A 13,405-nucleotide genomic window follows, 5' to 3' on the forward strand; every position below is an offset into this window, starting at 1 on the left:
GCAAAAAAATGCGAGTGCCACGACGGAAGTATCAGTACGCCTCGCCGCTTTCGTGCTCCCAGATCAGGTCGAACAGCCGTTTGAGCCCGGCGACGAAACTGCCGTTCTCGGTGACGGCAGCCTGGCGCATCGACAGTGGAATGTCTTTTTCCTCGACCAGCAGAATGGCCTTGCCCGACTCGTAGTCCATGCTCGGGTCGGCGAGGGTGCCCCGAAGCGGGAGTTTCTCGTTGCTGAAGCGCACGTCGATCCCGGGATACTTCGAGTCGAGCTCCTCGTAGATGTCGGCCTGGATCTCGCGGTTGTCGGGTTCGAGCAGTGCGGGGTCGAGCATCAGCACCCGGATTTCGACGCCGCGGTCGAGGGCGTCTTCCAGCGCCGGCCGAATATCGTCGAGATAGGCGAAGCTCTTGGTCATGACGCTGATCTCGCCGTCGGCCTCGTGGTACAGTTGTCGGGTTTCGGTCTCGCTGGGATCGCCCACGTCGACGACGTGAAAGAGGTCTTCGGTGGGCGTGACGTCCTCGCTGGCGCGTTCGAAGACCGGGCCGAGCGTCGAGACGAATTCTTCTCTGTGGTCCTCGACGTCACTTCGGAAACTCTCGTAGTCCTGGCGCTCGTTCTCGACCGCCCGATCGAGAATCTCGCTGGGGTGTTTGGCCTGGTACTCCTTCGGACGCCCGGGGATCACTTCGACGAAGCCGCGATCAGCAAGTTCAGAAAGCACCTCGTAGATCCGCGCTCGCGGGATTCCCGTGGCCTCCGCGAGATTCGGCGCAGTCGAGCGGCCGAGCGTCAGCAACTCTCGCAGGGCCTGGGTCTCGTACTCCCGGAGGTCCAGCCGGGCCAGGAGGTCGTCGGCGTCGTCGGTCATTACCGTGGTGTCGAGTGGTAGCCCCCTAAAAGGTTGGTCATGCACCCGGAGTCGCCACCGGAACTGACGCGACAGCCGTCCCACAATACTTATGCGATAGTATGTACACAGTGTTACTAAGATCGTGAGTAACATGGACGAACCGGAGCCACATCCAGACGATCATCTGGACGACCTCGAAGACGGCGCAGGGTGTACCGAAATCTGGGAGACGCTGAGTGAGCAGCGCGAAGCCGGTGCGGACTGATAGTGATTACTGTAGCGATTTACCACTACGACCGCCCGACTCCGGGCGGTCGATGTGGAACAGACCGACAGTAATCACTATGAGCGCCCCTCCGGTCTGGACTCGCGTCAACCCCACACGGTCTCTGCCGAGCGGCAGGCCCACGCGACAGCCACGAGCTGTTAGATATCGATCACGTGGTCGACACACCTATTCTCTCGGCCGTGGTATAGGGCCTCATGGTCGACGGGTTCGGTTCGTGGACGGAGACAAACGGCGGCAGTACTGGCACGGTCCGAATCCTCCACGTCGACGACAACCGAGACTTCGCAGCGTTGACGGCGACCTACCTGGAGCGCGAGTCCGAAGCGTTCACGATCCTCTCGGAACACTCCGCTGGTGCCGGTCTGGACCGTCTCCGGACGGCCGATGTCGATTGCATCGTCAGCGATTATCAGATGCCGGGAGAGAACGGCCTCGAGTTCTTCGAAGGCATCCCCGACCAGTACGCACACCTTCCGTTTATTCTCTTTACAGGGCAGGGGTCAGAGGAGGTCGCCAGCGACGCGTTTTCGCTGGGCGTCACCGACTACTTGCAGAAAGAGGTGGGGGGCGATCAGTACACTGTCCTGGCCAATCGAATCGAGCAGGCGGTCGCCAACGCCCAGTTCCAACGGCGCGTCGAACTCACCCGTGAGCGATTCAAGACGCTCGTCGAGGAGTCGAGCGACGCGATTCTCGTCGTCGGCCCGACGGGGAAGATCCGGTATGCGACTCCGGCCACCGAACACGTCCTCGGGCGGACGCCCGACGAGCTTCTCGGGACGGACGGGTTCGATCCCGTCCACGACGAAGACGTCGGCGTCGTGGCCCAGGAACTCACGAAACTGATCGAGGATCCGACCTACAGAGCACGAGTCGAGTTCCGGTACGACCACGGTGCGGACGAGTGGATCTGGGTCGAGGTCCGCGGTCGGAACCTGCTCGACAGCGACGCGATCGATGGGATCGTCGTCTACGTTCGGGACATCGACGACCGCAGGGGTCGTGAGCGAGAACTACAACGACAGACCGCCATCTCCCAGGCAGTCTTCGAGGAAGCCCTCGACGCGATGGTGATCGCCGACGACGACGGCGTGTACGTCGACGCCAACCGCGCGGCGTGTGAGCTCTTCGGGCTCCCCCGCGAGGAGTTGCTCGGGCGAACGATCGCCGAGTTCACGCCCGAGGAGTACGACTTCGAGCGCCACTGGACGGCCTTTCAGGAGACTGATCGTGATCACGGGCGTCTCACGCTGGTGCGAGCCGATGGCGAGCGCCGTCTCGTGGAGTTCGCGGCCACCCGGGAGATCGTCCCCGGCCGTCACCTTTCCATACTGCGCGTGATCGACGACGTGGACGCCCCCGATCAGTGATCGGCGTGGCCAGCACGAGTGCTCGCCGAGCCACGGCGACACCGTTTCGACCACCCCTGGATCGGGCGTGAGACAAGCGACGTTTCGGTAGGGATTTATCCGTGGGTGGATTCCTCCCGAGCATGAAGGTACTGGTCACGGACCCGATCGCCGACGCCGGTCTCGCGCGACTGCGCGACGCCGGTTACGAGGTGGTGACCGATTACGATATCGACACGCAGGGCGTCATCGACGTGATCGAAGACGTCGACGGCCTCCTGATCCGAGGCACAGAGATCACACGCGAGGTCTTCGAGGCCGCCGAGAACCTGCAGATCGTCTCTCGGGCGGGGATCGGGGTAGACAACATCGACATCCCCGCGGCGACCGATCACGGCGTCATCGTCGCCAACGCGCCACGCGGCAACGTCCGCGCGGCCGCCGAGCTCACCATCGGCCTCGCCTTTACCGTCGCGAGTCAGGTCCCGCAGGCCCACCAGCGCCTGAAGAACGGCGAGTGGGCCAAAGACGACATCACCCGCACCGAGTTGGGCGGGATGACCGTCGGCATCGTCGGCCTCGGACGGCTCGGCCAGGAGGTCGGCCGCCGCTTCGACAATCTCGGGTTGAACGTCGCGGCCTACGACCCCTACCTGGGTGAGGACCGAGCCGACCAGATGGACGTCGACTTGCTCGAACTCGACGAACTCCTCGAGACCGCGGACATGCTCTCGATCCAGGCTCGCCTGACCGAGGAGACCCGCGACCTCATCGGCGAGGAAGAACTCGAGAAATTCCAGGGTGACTTCGTCATCCACACCTCTCGCGGGGGCGTCGTCAACGAGCCTGCGCTGGCCGAAGCCGTCGACTCGGGCAAGATCAAGGGTGCCGGCGTCGACGTCTACGACACGGAGCCGCCGGGTGCGGACCACCCGTTCATGAGTGTCGAGAATATCGTCACGACACCGCATCTGGGCGCCACGACCAGAAACGCCCAGGTCAACGTCGCCGTCACCTCTGCCGAGCAGATAATCGACGCGCTGGAAGGCGAGTTGGTCAAGAACGCGATCAACGTCCCGTCCGTCGAAGCGACGGCCTACCCGCGCATCCGCAACTACGTCGAGGTCGCCGAGACCGCCTCGACTGTCGCGATGCGCCTGTTCGAAGGCCGCGTCGAGGAGATCGAGATCACCTACGCGGGCGCCATCGCCGACGAGGACCTCGACCTCGTCACCGCCGCGGTGTTCAAACCCTACGGCTGGCAGGATCAGGTCGTCAACGCCCCCGCCCGGATCGCCGAGCGCCGCGGGATCGACGTCACCGAGAGCCGCCGCCGCGAGACCAAAGACTACCGGAGCCTGGTCTCGATCACCGTCGGCGACGGCACCGACTCCCTCACGGTGTCGGGGACGCTGTTCGCCGGTGACGAGCCGCGACTGGTCGAGATCGACGGCTATCGGGTCGACGCCGAGCCCCACGGCCACATGCTGCTCTCGCGCAACCGTGACGAACCGGGCGTGATCGGCTTCATCGGTCGGGTCTTCGGCGAGCACGACATCAACATCGCCAGCATGGCCAACGCTCGCCAGTCCATCGACGGCGAGGCCCTGACGGTGTACAACCTCGACGATCCCGTCAGCGACGACGTGATCGAGCAACTACTGGCCGACGAGCGAATCATCGACGCCACGCGGATCGATCTGGACGGCTGATCGCCGTCGACAGACTGCGCTCGAAATTTCTCGGAAAACTCGGCCACTCACTCGCGCTGCTCGGGATGTGTCCACTCCTCGCGACACGCCTCGTCACAGAAGTGCGCCGTCTGCACCTCTCCGTCCTCGATCCAGGTGACGACCCGATGGGTCGCCTCCTGAACGATCGGGTCACCACAGATCGTACACGTCGGCGCGTCCTCCTCGGTGACGTCCTCACCGAGTTCCGAAGTCGGATCGACCATCTTCTATCGAACCGTGGGCTGGCGGATACTTAACCCCACCTTCTCGACGCGACGCTCTCTCCCAGGGCAGGCGTCACGAGCTCGCGTGATGTTTTCGACGCGGTGTCACCTGTCCCGCGTGACGACCTCGCCCGGCGTCGTCGACGCCCCGGTCGAGAGCGTGACGCCGGCGTTCAGGCTCGTGTTGATCCCGGTCTTGACGCCGTCGCCGACCACGACCCCGAACTTCCGTCGCCCCGTCGAGACGCGGTCGCCCTTGACTGTGAGCCGCACGTCGCCACCGTCGTGACGCAGGTTCGCCACGTTCGTCCCCGCGCCGAAGTTCACGTCTCGCCCGAGCACGCTGTCGCCCACGTAGGAGAGATGTGGGACGTTGCTGTCGGCCATCACGACTGTGTTCTTCAGTTCGACGCTCTGGCCCACGTGGGTGTCTTCCCCGAGGAGGGTCGCGCCACGAACGTAGGCGTTCGGGCCGAGGGTCGCGCTCGAGCGAACGAGTGCGGGGCCTTCGATCACGACGCCCGGTTCGACGGTCGCGCCCTCCTCGACGACGACTGTGCCCCGGAGGTCGGCGTCGTCGCTGACCTCGCCGTCGATCCGGCGGTCGAGGTCGCCGAGCTTCCACTCATTGGCTTCCAGCAGTTCCCAGGGCCGACCGACGTCGAGCCAGCGGTCGAGTTCGACGGGCGTCACGTCGTACTCGTCGATCACCCGCGCCACGACGTCGGTGATCTCGTACTCGCCGCGCTCGCTCTCGGGGACGTCCAGCCACTCGCGAGTCTCGGCGGGAAAGACGTACGCACCCGTGTTCGCGAGGTCAGTCGGCGGGTCGGTCGGCTTCTCGACGATACTCGAAACGAACTCACCCTCGACGGAAATGACGCCGTAGTTCGAGGGGTCAGCGACCTGGAAGGTCGCCAGCGCCGGCCCCGAGGAGAAGAGCGATTCGATTGATTCGGGGTCGTAGAGGTTGTCGCCGTTGAGGACGGCGAATTCGCCGTCGAGGTACTCCTCCGCAGCGCGGACGGCGTCGGCCGTTCCGTCCTGAGACTCCTGGATGGCGAAGGTGACTGGGACGCCGCGGTAGTTCTCCCCGAAGTAGTCCCGTACTTCGTCGGCTTCGTAGCCGACGACGACGATCAGTTCGTCCGCGCCGGCGTCGACGGCTGCGTCGGCGGTGTGGGCCAGCAAGGGCCGGTCTGCGACCGGGAGCATCGGCTTCGGCAGCGAGTCGGTCAGCGGTCGCATACGGGTTCCCTGGCCTGCAGCGAGAAGCACTGCTTGCATGTCAGACACGCCACGGCGAGGGGGCAAAACTCCGACGATGAACCCCCAGTCGAGGCAAGCTACGGGGTCGGGGGAAACACGAATGTGCGTCGAGCGGAGACGTAGGCGTGATGAGCGAGTCGCGTCGCCTGTTGCAGGTCGATTCCGACGACGCCGTTCGAGAGCAGACGGCGACCGTCGTTCGGGAGGCGACCGCGTTCGAGTACGAGGGCGTCTCGACGGCACAAGCGGCCCTCTCGCGGCTGTCGTCGTCGACGTTCGACTGCGTGGTGACAGCCGCCCAACTTCCCGAGCGCGACGGCGTCGCGTTGCTCGACTCGATCCGTGCGGAACACGACGACGTCGCGGTCGTGTTCTGTGACGACGTTTCCGACCCCACTGTGCCGGCCAGCGCACTCAACCGCGGTGCTGACGGCTACGTCCACCGTGACGAGGAGGACTGGCCGCAGGAACTCCTCGAACGAGTCCACGACGCGGCCAGGACGCGCCGTGAACGGAGAGACCATCGGCGGGCGTCGTCGATCCTCGATTCGTTGTTCGAACAGGTCCCCGAGCACATCCACCTCTACGTCAAAGACGAGACGGGAACGCATATCCGGGTGACCGACACGCTCTTCGACGCGGACATGCTCCTGGGCAAGCCCGACTACGAGGTCGTCGGTGTTCCCCCGGGCGAGTGTGAGACCTATCAGGACGACCTGGAGGTGATCGACACCGGCGAGCGGGTCGTCGACCGCGAGGAGCGCTCGCCGCTGTACGAGAAGTGGTTCTCGACCTGGAAGGTCCCGTGGCGCGACGACGGCTCGGTCGCCGGACTGATCGGGTTCACCGAGGACATCACCGAGCGCAAACGCTACGAGCAACGACTGGAGCGACTCACCGAGCGCTTCGAGCTCGCAGTGGCAGTCACGGGCGTCGGCGTCGTCGACTGGGATCTCAACTCCCGGGACGTCAATTTTCACGGCGCAGCCGCCGCGATTCTCGGGTTGGACGATCGGGCGACGCTGTCGCCGTCGACGCTACGTGACCAGGTCCATCCCGAGGACGTGAACGCGATCGATCGACTGGTCGATCCCGGCGACGCCAGCGAGATCGACGTCGAGTTCCGCGTTCCGAGCGTCGCGGGGTGGCGCTGGGTCCAACTGACGGGTGAGTGCCGGACCGACGAGGCGGGCGTCCCCGAACGAGTGATCGGGATCGTGGCCGACACGACCGAGCGAAAGGAACGCCAGCGCGCGCGGACTCGCCATCGCAAGCGGATCACCGCACTGCACGACGTGGCAGCCGCGCTCCAGCACTGTGACACCAGGACGGCGGTCTGTGAGCGGACGATCGAGGCCGCGGACGACGTCCTGGCGTTCGACCAGTGTGCGATCATGCTCCGGGAGGGCGACCGACTCCCGATCGAAGCCAGTTCCGAGGGGCTCGACGTCGACGCGATCGATCCGCTCGCCGTCGACGAAGGACTCGCGGGGCAGTGTTTCCAGCAGGGAAGCGCCTCGACTGCTCCGGACATCCGCGAGAACGACATCGCGAGGTATCGAGACGACTGCCGGAGCGTGCTCAGCGTCCCCGTGGGCGAGCACGGCGTCTTCCAGGCAATCTCGGCGGAGGTCGACCACTTCGACGCGGACGACCTGGAACTGGCGGAGCTGTTGCTCACCCACACCGCGACGGCGCTGACCCGACTCGACCGCGAGCGGGAACTCGAGCGTCAGACCGAGCGTCTCCAGCGCCAGAACGACCGTCTCGATCGCTTCGCTTCGATCGTCAGCCACGACCTCAGGAACCCGCTGGAGGTCGCTCGCGGTCACCTCGACCTCTCGGAAGCCGACGACGAGCACCTCGATCGCGTGGCCGCCATGCACGAGCGTATGGACGAACTGCTGGAGGACCTGCTGACGCTCGCTCGCGAGGGTGACCGCGTGACCGACACCGAACGGATCGAACTGGAATCGCTCGCAGCGCAGTGCTGGCAGAGTGTCGAGACCGACGGCGCAACCCTCGACGTCGCGGGGACACTGTCGTTCGGGGCCGACCCCAGCGGTGTCCAGCAACTCCTGGAGAATCTCTACCGGAATTCGGTCGAGCACGCCGCGACGGCCGACGATCCGTCGGTGACGATCCGGGTCGGGCCGCTGGAGGACGGCTTTTTCCTCGAAGACGATGGCCCGGGGATCGCCCCGGAGATCCGTGATCGAATCTTCGAGCCCGGGTTCTCGACGGACGAGACGGGGACCGGCTACGGCCTGTCGATCGTCGCCGAGATTGCCGAGAGTCACGACTGGACGATCTCCGTCGGCGAGAGCGACGACGGCGGTGTTCGCTTCGAGATCACCGGTGTCGATGTCGTGGGATGCGAGTGAGTGACCCCGTTCGACGGACTCCTTCTCCAGAAAACATTTGATACTGATGTCGGGCGAGGCTAGTATGGCTGCCGTCCTCCTCCGGGTGCTGGCGCTCGTCGTACTTGCCGTGACCGCAGGCTGTGTTTCGACGGACGCCGGACAGGCGCCCACAGTCGAGGAGACGGACACGCTGGAGGGGCCGACACAGACCGACGCGCCGACGCTGACGACGATGGAGTACCCCTACGGGACCCAGTTCGTCTCCGTCGAGCGGGTCGACGCGAGCGTCGCGCCGCCGCTGTCGGATGCTGAGTCGGCGCGGTTCGAGAACCTGACTCGGACCCGTCGGGAGACGTTCCTGCGAGCGCTTGATGCGGACGGGGGCCTCACGTTTCGACCCAGCGACGAGCGATCGAATCCGTTCGGCTTCGGCGAGAGTGACCGTCCCGAGTACGTCCGCTACGAAGGCACGTGGTATCTCGTCGCCGTCGGTATCGTGTGAGATCCCACATCGCGCTTTCGATAATTACGCCGAGAGGCAAAGCCATATGGGTTCGAACGCTCGGGCAGTAACCGGACGTGGTTTCGGTCTGGGCCGCCATGCGAGCACCTCCCTCGGAACGCTTTTCGGTCCGACTCGCGTACACGTATCTAACAATGGGTATCGGAGGCTCGGATATGTACCGCCAGCAGATCCTCGATCACTACAAGAACCCGCGTAACTACGGGGAGATCGAGGACGCGACGTTCACCCACGTCGGCGAGAACCCGATGTGTGGCGACACCATCGAGATGGACATCGTCTTGGACGACGACGAGGACACCATCGAGCACGTGGCCTTCCGCGGAGACGGCTGTGCCATCTCCCAGGCCTCGGCGTCGATGCTCTCGGAGAAGCTGCAGGGGATGTCCGTCGAGGACCTCGAAGCTCTGGATCGCGACGACGTCATCGACATGCTCGGCGTCGACATCTCGCCGATGCGAGTCAAGTGTGCAGTCCTCGCTGAGAAAGTCGCCCAGGACGGCGCGGAGATCTACTTCGGCGAGAAGGATCTGGACAAGACGCGAACTGAGGAAGACGACCCGGACGTTCCTGAGGAGTAGCCGACCAATTCTCGATCTACGGGAGCGCTTCTCACACTATCGAAACGAACACCGTCCAGCGAGCGGTAGGCACTCGTATGGTCACTGTCCGTGAAGCGACCGAGCGCGATTCCGACGCGATGCTCGATCTTCACGTCGCCTCGATCCGCGCGTTCGGTCCCGACGCGTACGACGACGGCCAGGTCGACGCCTGGGCGTACACTGAGGGCGGCCCGTCGTATCCGATCGACGATCCGGGCCACGTCGTCGTGGTCGCCGAAGCCGCCGACGGACCACTCGTGGGGTTCGGCGACGTCTCGCCATCCGAGAACGAACTGTACGCGGTGTACGTCCATCCCGACCATGCTCGGGTGGGCGTCGGGACAGCGATTCTCGACTGTCTCGAACGGACGGCTCGCCAGCGTGGTGCCGACTACCTCGAACTGACTGCCTCGAAGAACGCCGTCGGCTTCTACGAGCAGGCTACCTACGAGCGACTCGGCCTGGTCGAACACGAACCCAGCGGGCCCCACGACGTGACGCTGGAGTGTGTCCGGATGCGGAAATCGTTCGACCGCGTGACTGAGTGACACACCTCCAGCAGGGTTTTCAGGCCCGGTGACGCCACTGTTTCTATGACCGCCGACGCGAACCAGTGGGACCCCGACGACTACGACGAGCGTCACAGTTTCGTCTACGAGCGCAGCGTCGACCTGCTCGAGGTACTCGACCCCCAACCCGGTGAACGCGTCCTCGACCTGGGCTGTGGCACGGGTCATCTCACTCACGATATCGCTGAACGCGGCGCTGACGCCGTCGGAATCGACGCCGATCCCGAGATGATCGCCCAGGCTCGCGAGACGTATCCCGACCTCGACTTTCGACTGGCCGACGCCCGCAAATTCACGCTCGAATCGGCTGTGGAGGCCGTCTTCTCCAACGCCGCACTCCACTGGATTCCCGGCGTTGATCATGATGCGGTGCTCGACCACGTAGCCGACGCGCTCGCCGCGGATGGTCGTTTCGTCGCGGAGCTGGGCGGCCACGGCAACGTCGCGTCGATCACGAGCGCGCTCGAAGCCGAACTCACAGCTCGCGGCCACGACTTCGAGCACCCGTGGTACTTCCCGTCGACCGGCGCGTACGCGTCGCGACTGGAGCAGGCGGGCTTCGAAGTCCAGAATGTACGACTGTTCGATCGACCGACCACACTCGAAGGCGAGGACGGCCTGCGAAACTGGATCGAGATGTTCGGCGATTCGTTCTTCGAGGGTGTCTCCGACGAGGAATGCGAGGCGATTCTCGACGGTGTGGCGGGTCGACTGCGCGAATCGCACTACGACGGCGAGGATTGGACTGCGGACTACCGGCGACTTCGGGTGCGGGCTGTGCTCGACTAGGCCGGCCCGTCGACCAGCGTCGTCTCCCCGTCGGCGTGTGTCACCGCTACCGTGTGGCGGGTGTGACGAGCGTGCGTCTCGGCCCATCGCCGGGCGGCTGACTCTTCCAGGCGCTGGACTTCTTCCGGGCAGTTTCGACACTCCGCCTGCCAGGTCGATATCCCGTCCGGAAAGTGGCCTGTATGGCGCTGGTGGTCGAGCGCGAACTGCTCGACGGCCAGATTCCCGACGGCCATCTCGTCGAGTTCGTAGTCCAGATCCCACGCGCGGCCACAGCGCTCGCAGGCGATCGTCGGCGTGTCGTCGACGGCGTCGGGATCGCTCGGGGCGTCCGGCTCGGGATCATCGGAGTCGCTGGGCATACCCAGGCTGGGGGTCGCAGGGTCTTGAATCTGGAGCCTTTCGGTCGCGAAAACGAAGCGTCGACGTCTACTGGAATCCGATCCGGCCGGAGCCGCGCTGACGGTCCATCTCGCGGCCGCCGCCGCGGAACTCGTCTTCCATCTTCTCGAAGTAGTCGCGGATGTCGTCGGTGATCGTCGGCCGCACGCTTTCGAGTGCCGACCGGAAATGTTTCATCTCGACCTCCTCGGCGTCGTCGTCGGCCCGGAGGGCCTCGATGGCCGCTTCCCGTGAGATCGACTCCAGATCCGACCCGACGTAGCCCTCGGTGATCTCGGCGATCTCGCGCAGGCTCACGTCCGGGGCCAGCGGCGTGTCGTCGGTGTGGATCTTCATGATCTGCTCGCGACCATCGACGTCCGGCTCGCCGATGTTGATCAGGCGGTCGAACCGCCCCGAACGGATGAGGGCGGGGTCGATCATGTCCGGGCGGTTAGTCGCGCCGATGACCATCACGTCTTCCATCTCTTCGAGGCCGTCCATCTCCGTCAGGAGCTGATTGACGACGCGCTCGGAGACGTTGCTCCCGACTTCGCCGCCTCGTCCCGGTGCAAGCGAGTCGAGTTCGTCGAAGAAGATCACGGTGGGTGCGACCTGCCGTGCCTTCCGGAAGGTCTGCCTGATGGCCTTCTCGGACTCACCGACCCACTTCGAGAGGAGCTGCGGACCCCGAACGCTGATGAAGTTGGCGTCGGTCTCGTTGGCGACAGCTTTGGCCATCAGCGTCTTGCCCGTCCCGGGCGGGCCGTACAGCAGGACGCCCGCCGGTGGCTCGACGCCCATGCGCTCGAACTTTTCTGGACTATTCATCGGCCACTCGACGCTCTCTTTGACCTGGCTCTTGGCCTCGTCGAGGCCACCGACGTGATCCCAGGAGATCTTCGGCAGCTCGACGAGGACTTCGCGCATCGCGCTCGGACTCACCTCGTTGAGTGCGCCGCGGAAGTCCTCGCGCTTGATGATCATCCGATCGATCAGACTCGGCGGGATGTCCTCCTCGTCCAGATCGATCTCCGGCAAGTACCTGCGGAGGGCTTTCATCGCCGCTTCCTTCGTCAGGGACTCGATGTCCGCGCCGACGAAGCCGTGGGTCTCGTCCGCGAGACGCGGGAGTTCGACGTCGTCCGAAAGGGGCATTCCGCGGGTGTGGATCTGGAGGATCTCCTCCCGTCCGACTTCGTCGGGAACGCCGATTTCGATCTCGCGGTCGAACCGGCCGGGTCGACGCAGGGCAGGGTCGACGCTGTCGACTCGATTCGTAGCCGCGATCACGATGACCTGGCCCCGGGATTCGAGGCCGTCCATCATCGTCAGCAACTGGGCGACGACGCGGCGCTCGACCTCGCCGGTGACGTCCTCGCGCTTGGGCGCGATGGAGTCCAGTTCGTCGATGAAGATGATCGACGGGGACTCCTCGGTCGCGTCCTCGAAGATCTCGCGTAACTGTTGTTCGGACTCACCGTAGTACTTCGAGATGATCTCCGGGCCGGCGATAGAGAAGAAACTGGCGGAGGTCTCGTTGGCCACCGCCTTCGCAAGGAGGGTCTTACCCGTGCCGGGCGGGCCGTGCAGCAGGACCCCCTGTGGCGGCTCGATGCCCAGCTTCTTGAAGATCTGGGGGTGTTTCATCGGCAGTTCGACCATCTCCCGCACCCGTTGAATCTCGTTCTGGAGGCCGCCGATGTCCTCGTAGGTGATGCCGCCGCCGGTCTTCTCGAACCCGGAGATGGGTTCCTCGCGCAACTCGACGTCGGTGTCCTCGGTGATGAGCGCGACGCCGTCGGGCTCGGTCTCCACCGCGATGAGCGGGATCGCTTGCCCGGGCGAGCGCATGAACGGGTGGTTGGTCGAGGACATCACGGGGACGATGTCACGCTCGACGACCGGTCGCTTGAGGATCTGGCGTTTGACCATGCCCGCGGCGTCGCTGCCGAACTGGACGCTGGCTTCCTCGGGCGGTGCGAGGACGAGTTTCTCTGCCTTCTCTGCTTCTGCCTTTCTGATGGTGACGCGCTCGCCGATCCCGACGTCCGCGTTCTGACGGGTGAAGCCGTCGATGCGCACGGTGTCGGTGTTCCAGTCCTGGCGGTCGGCGCGCCAGACCTTGGCGGCGGTCGTGTCCCCACCCTCTATCTCGATGATGTCACCGGGGGAGAGTTTGAGATGCAACAGGGTGTCGGGGTCGAGGCGCGCGATGCCTCTGCCCGAGTCGTTCGGGTAGGCTTTCGCGACCTCTAGTTGAACTTCGTTCATAGGTGAGCGTCGATGTGATAGACTGGGGCATACCGGGAGATATGCTTTTTGCTACCGGCGGCCGGAGCGTGGTGGCGGCGGGCTTTTATGTGAGGAGTTATCATGGCTCGGCTTCTCTCGTCGGTTCGGGGTTGTTTCTGGTTCAGACAGCCCGGGAACGCCCTCGACTCGCTGGCTAGGA

At 64.8% G+C, this 13,405-nt stretch carries 13 protein-coding genes; 8 read left to right on the forward strand and 5 right to left on the reverse strand.

The window, feature by feature from the left end:
• Positions 1 to 31 precede the first annotated feature (31 nt).
• Positions 32 to 874 (reverse strand): TrmB family transcriptional regulator, encoded by an 843-nt coding sequence (locus DV733_RS11305; RefSeq protein ID WP_049994596.1) that lies wholly within the window; start codon positions 872 to 874, stop codon positions 32 to 34.
• 124 nt (positions 875 to 998) lie between these two features.
• Here DV733_RS11305 and DV733_RS17735 point away from each other — a divergent pair, with 124 nt between their 5' ends.
• The 3 genes from DV733_RS17735 (at position 999) to serA (ending at position 4,206) form a co-directional block, all read left to right on the forward strand.
• Positions 999 to 1,121: a hypothetical protein gene (locus tag DV733_RS17735; protein ID WP_257217581.1), complete on the forward strand. Its 123-nt coding sequence runs from the start codon at positions 999 to 1,001 to the stop codon at positions 1,119 to 1,121.
• Positions 1,122 to 1,339: 218 nt separating this feature from the next.
• A complete protein-coding gene (locus DV733_RS11310; RefSeq protein WP_049994595.1) occupies positions 1,340 to 2,515 on the forward strand; it encodes a PAS domain S-box protein in 1,176 nt (391 codons plus the stop codon).
• A gap of 122 nt (positions 2,516 to 2,637) precedes the next feature.
• Positions 2,638 to 4,206, forward strand: a complete 1,569-nt coding sequence (serA, locus tag DV733_RS11315; protein WP_049994594.1) for a phosphoglycerate dehydrogenase — start codon at positions 2,638 to 2,640, stop codon at positions 4,204 to 4,206.
• A gap of 47 nt (positions 4,207 to 4,253) precedes the next feature.
• Here serA and DV733_RS11320 read toward each other — a convergent pair whose 3' ends face one another.
• Positions 4,254 to 4,451, reverse strand: coding sequence for a DUF7576 family protein (locus DV733_RS11320; protein WP_049994593.1), 198 nt, complete (start codon positions 4,449 to 4,451; stop codon positions 4,254 to 4,256).
• A 105-nt stretch (positions 4,452 to 4,556) separates the two neighbouring features.
• Positions 4,557 to 5,738 (reverse strand): bifunctional sugar-1-phosphate nucleotidylyltransferase/acetyltransferase, encoded by a 1,182-nt coding sequence (gene glmU / locus DV733_RS11325; protein WP_049994592.1) that lies wholly within the window; start codon positions 5,736 to 5,738, stop codon positions 4,557 to 4,559.
• Positions 5,739 to 5,848: 110 nt separating this feature from the next.
• On the opposite strand from glmU, the gene DV733_RS11330 reads away from it, so the two are divergent.
• The 5 genes from DV733_RS11330 to DV733_RS11350 all read left to right on the forward strand — a co-directional run bounded on the left by DV733_RS11330 (position 5,849) and on the right by DV733_RS11350 (position 10,569).
• Positions 5,849 to 8,104 (forward strand): hybrid sensor histidine kinase/response regulator, encoded by a 2,256-nt coding sequence (locus DV733_RS11330; RefSeq protein WP_049994591.1) that lies wholly within the window; start codon positions 5,849 to 5,851, stop codon positions 8,102 to 8,104.
• A 64-nt stretch (positions 8,105 to 8,168) separates the two neighbouring features.
• Positions 8,169 to 8,588: a hypothetical protein gene (locus tag DV733_RS11335; RefSeq protein WP_049994590.1), complete on the forward strand. Its 420-nt coding sequence runs from the start codon at positions 8,169 to 8,171 to the stop codon at positions 8,586 to 8,588.
• A 155-nt stretch (positions 8,589 to 8,743) separates the two neighbouring features.
• Positions 8,744 to 9,190 (forward strand): Fe-S cluster assembly sulfur transfer protein SufU, encoded by a 447-nt coding sequence (gene sufU / locus DV733_RS11340; protein ID WP_049994589.1) that lies wholly within the window; start codon positions 8,744 to 8,746, stop codon positions 9,188 to 9,190.
• 77 nt (positions 9,191 to 9,267) lie between these two features.
• Positions 9,268 to 9,759: a GNAT family N-acetyltransferase gene (locus tag DV733_RS11345; RefSeq protein WP_049994588.1), complete on the forward strand. Its 492-nt coding sequence runs from the start codon at positions 9,268 to 9,270 to the stop codon at positions 9,757 to 9,759.
• A 45-nt stretch (positions 9,760 to 9,804) separates the two neighbouring features.
• Positions 9,805 to 10,569: a class I SAM-dependent methyltransferase gene (locus DV733_RS11350; protein ID WP_049994587.1), complete on the forward strand. Its 765-nt coding sequence runs from the start codon at positions 9,805 to 9,807 to the stop codon at positions 10,567 to 10,569.
• On the opposite strand, the gene DV733_RS11355 is transcribed toward DV733_RS11350, so the two are convergent.
• Positions 10,566 to 10,931, reverse strand: coding sequence for a hypothetical protein (locus DV733_RS11355; RefSeq protein ID WP_049994586.1), 366 nt, complete (start codon positions 10,929 to 10,931; stop codon positions 10,566 to 10,568). The genes DV733_RS11350 and DV733_RS11355 overlap by 4 nt on opposite strands.
• Before the next feature lie 67 nt (positions 10,932 to 10,998).
• A complete protein-coding gene (locus DV733_RS11360; RefSeq protein WP_049994585.1) occupies positions 10,999 to 13,224 on the reverse strand; it encodes a CDC48 family AAA ATPase in 2,226 nt (741 codons plus the stop codon).
• Positions 13,225 to 13,405 lie beyond the last annotated feature (181 nt).

Source organism: Halapricum salinum (genome assembly GCF_004799665.1).
Taxonomy (GTDB): domain Archaea; phylum Halobacteriota; class Halobacteria; order Halobacteriales; family Haloarculaceae; genus Halapricum; species Halapricum salinum.

What these genes read in the sequence shown, in the direction of transcription:
- DV733_RS11355 (WP_049994586.1), bottom strand. Translation starts at nt 10,931, where the DNA reads ATGCCCAGCGACTCCGATGATCCCGAGCCGGACGCCCCGAGCGATCCC.
- DV733_RS11350 (WP_049994587.1), top strand. Translation starts at nt 9,805, where the DNA reads ATGACCGCCGACGCGAACCAGTGGGACCCCGACGACTACGACGAGCGT.
- DV733_RS11310 (WP_049994595.1), top strand. Translation starts at nt 1,340, where the DNA reads ATGGTCGACGGGTTCGGTTCGTGGACGGAGACAAACGGCGGCAGTACT.
- serA (WP_049994594.1), top strand. Translation starts at nt 2,638, where the DNA reads ATGAAGGTACTGGTCACGGACCCGATCGCCGACGCCGGTCTCGCGCGA.
- DV733_RS11360 (WP_049994585.1), bottom strand. Translation starts at nt 13,224, where the DNA reads ATGAACGAAGTTCAACTAGAGGTCGCGAAAGCCTACCCGAACGACTCG.
- DV733_RS11345 (WP_049994588.1), top strand. Translation starts at nt 9,268, where the DNA reads ATGGTCACTGTCCGTGAAGCGACCGAGCGCGATTCCGACGCGATGCTC.
- DV733_RS11305 (WP_049994596.1), bottom strand. Translation starts at nt 874, where the DNA reads ATGACCGACGACGCCGACGACCTCCTGGCCCGGCTGGACCTCCGGGAG.
- sufU (WP_049994589.1), top strand. Translation starts at nt 8,744, where the DNA reads ATGGGTATCGGAGGCTCGGATATGTACCGCCAGCAGATCCTCGATCAC.
- glmU (WP_049994592.1), bottom strand. Translation starts at nt 5,738, where the DNA reads ATGCAAGCAGTGCTTCTCGCTGCAGGCCAGGGAACCCGTATGCGACCG.
- DV733_RS11335 (WP_049994590.1), top strand. Translation starts at nt 8,169, where the DNA reads ATGGCTGCCGTCCTCCTCCGGGTGCTGGCGCTCGTCGTACTTGCCGTG.
- DV733_RS11330 (WP_049994591.1), top strand. Translation starts at nt 5,849, where the DNA reads ATGAGCGAGTCGCGTCGCCTGTTGCAGGTCGATTCCGACGACGCCGTT.
- DV733_RS11320 (WP_049994593.1), bottom strand. Translation starts at nt 4,451, where the DNA reads ATGGTCGATCCGACTTCGGAACTCGGTGAGGACGTCACCGAGGAGGAC.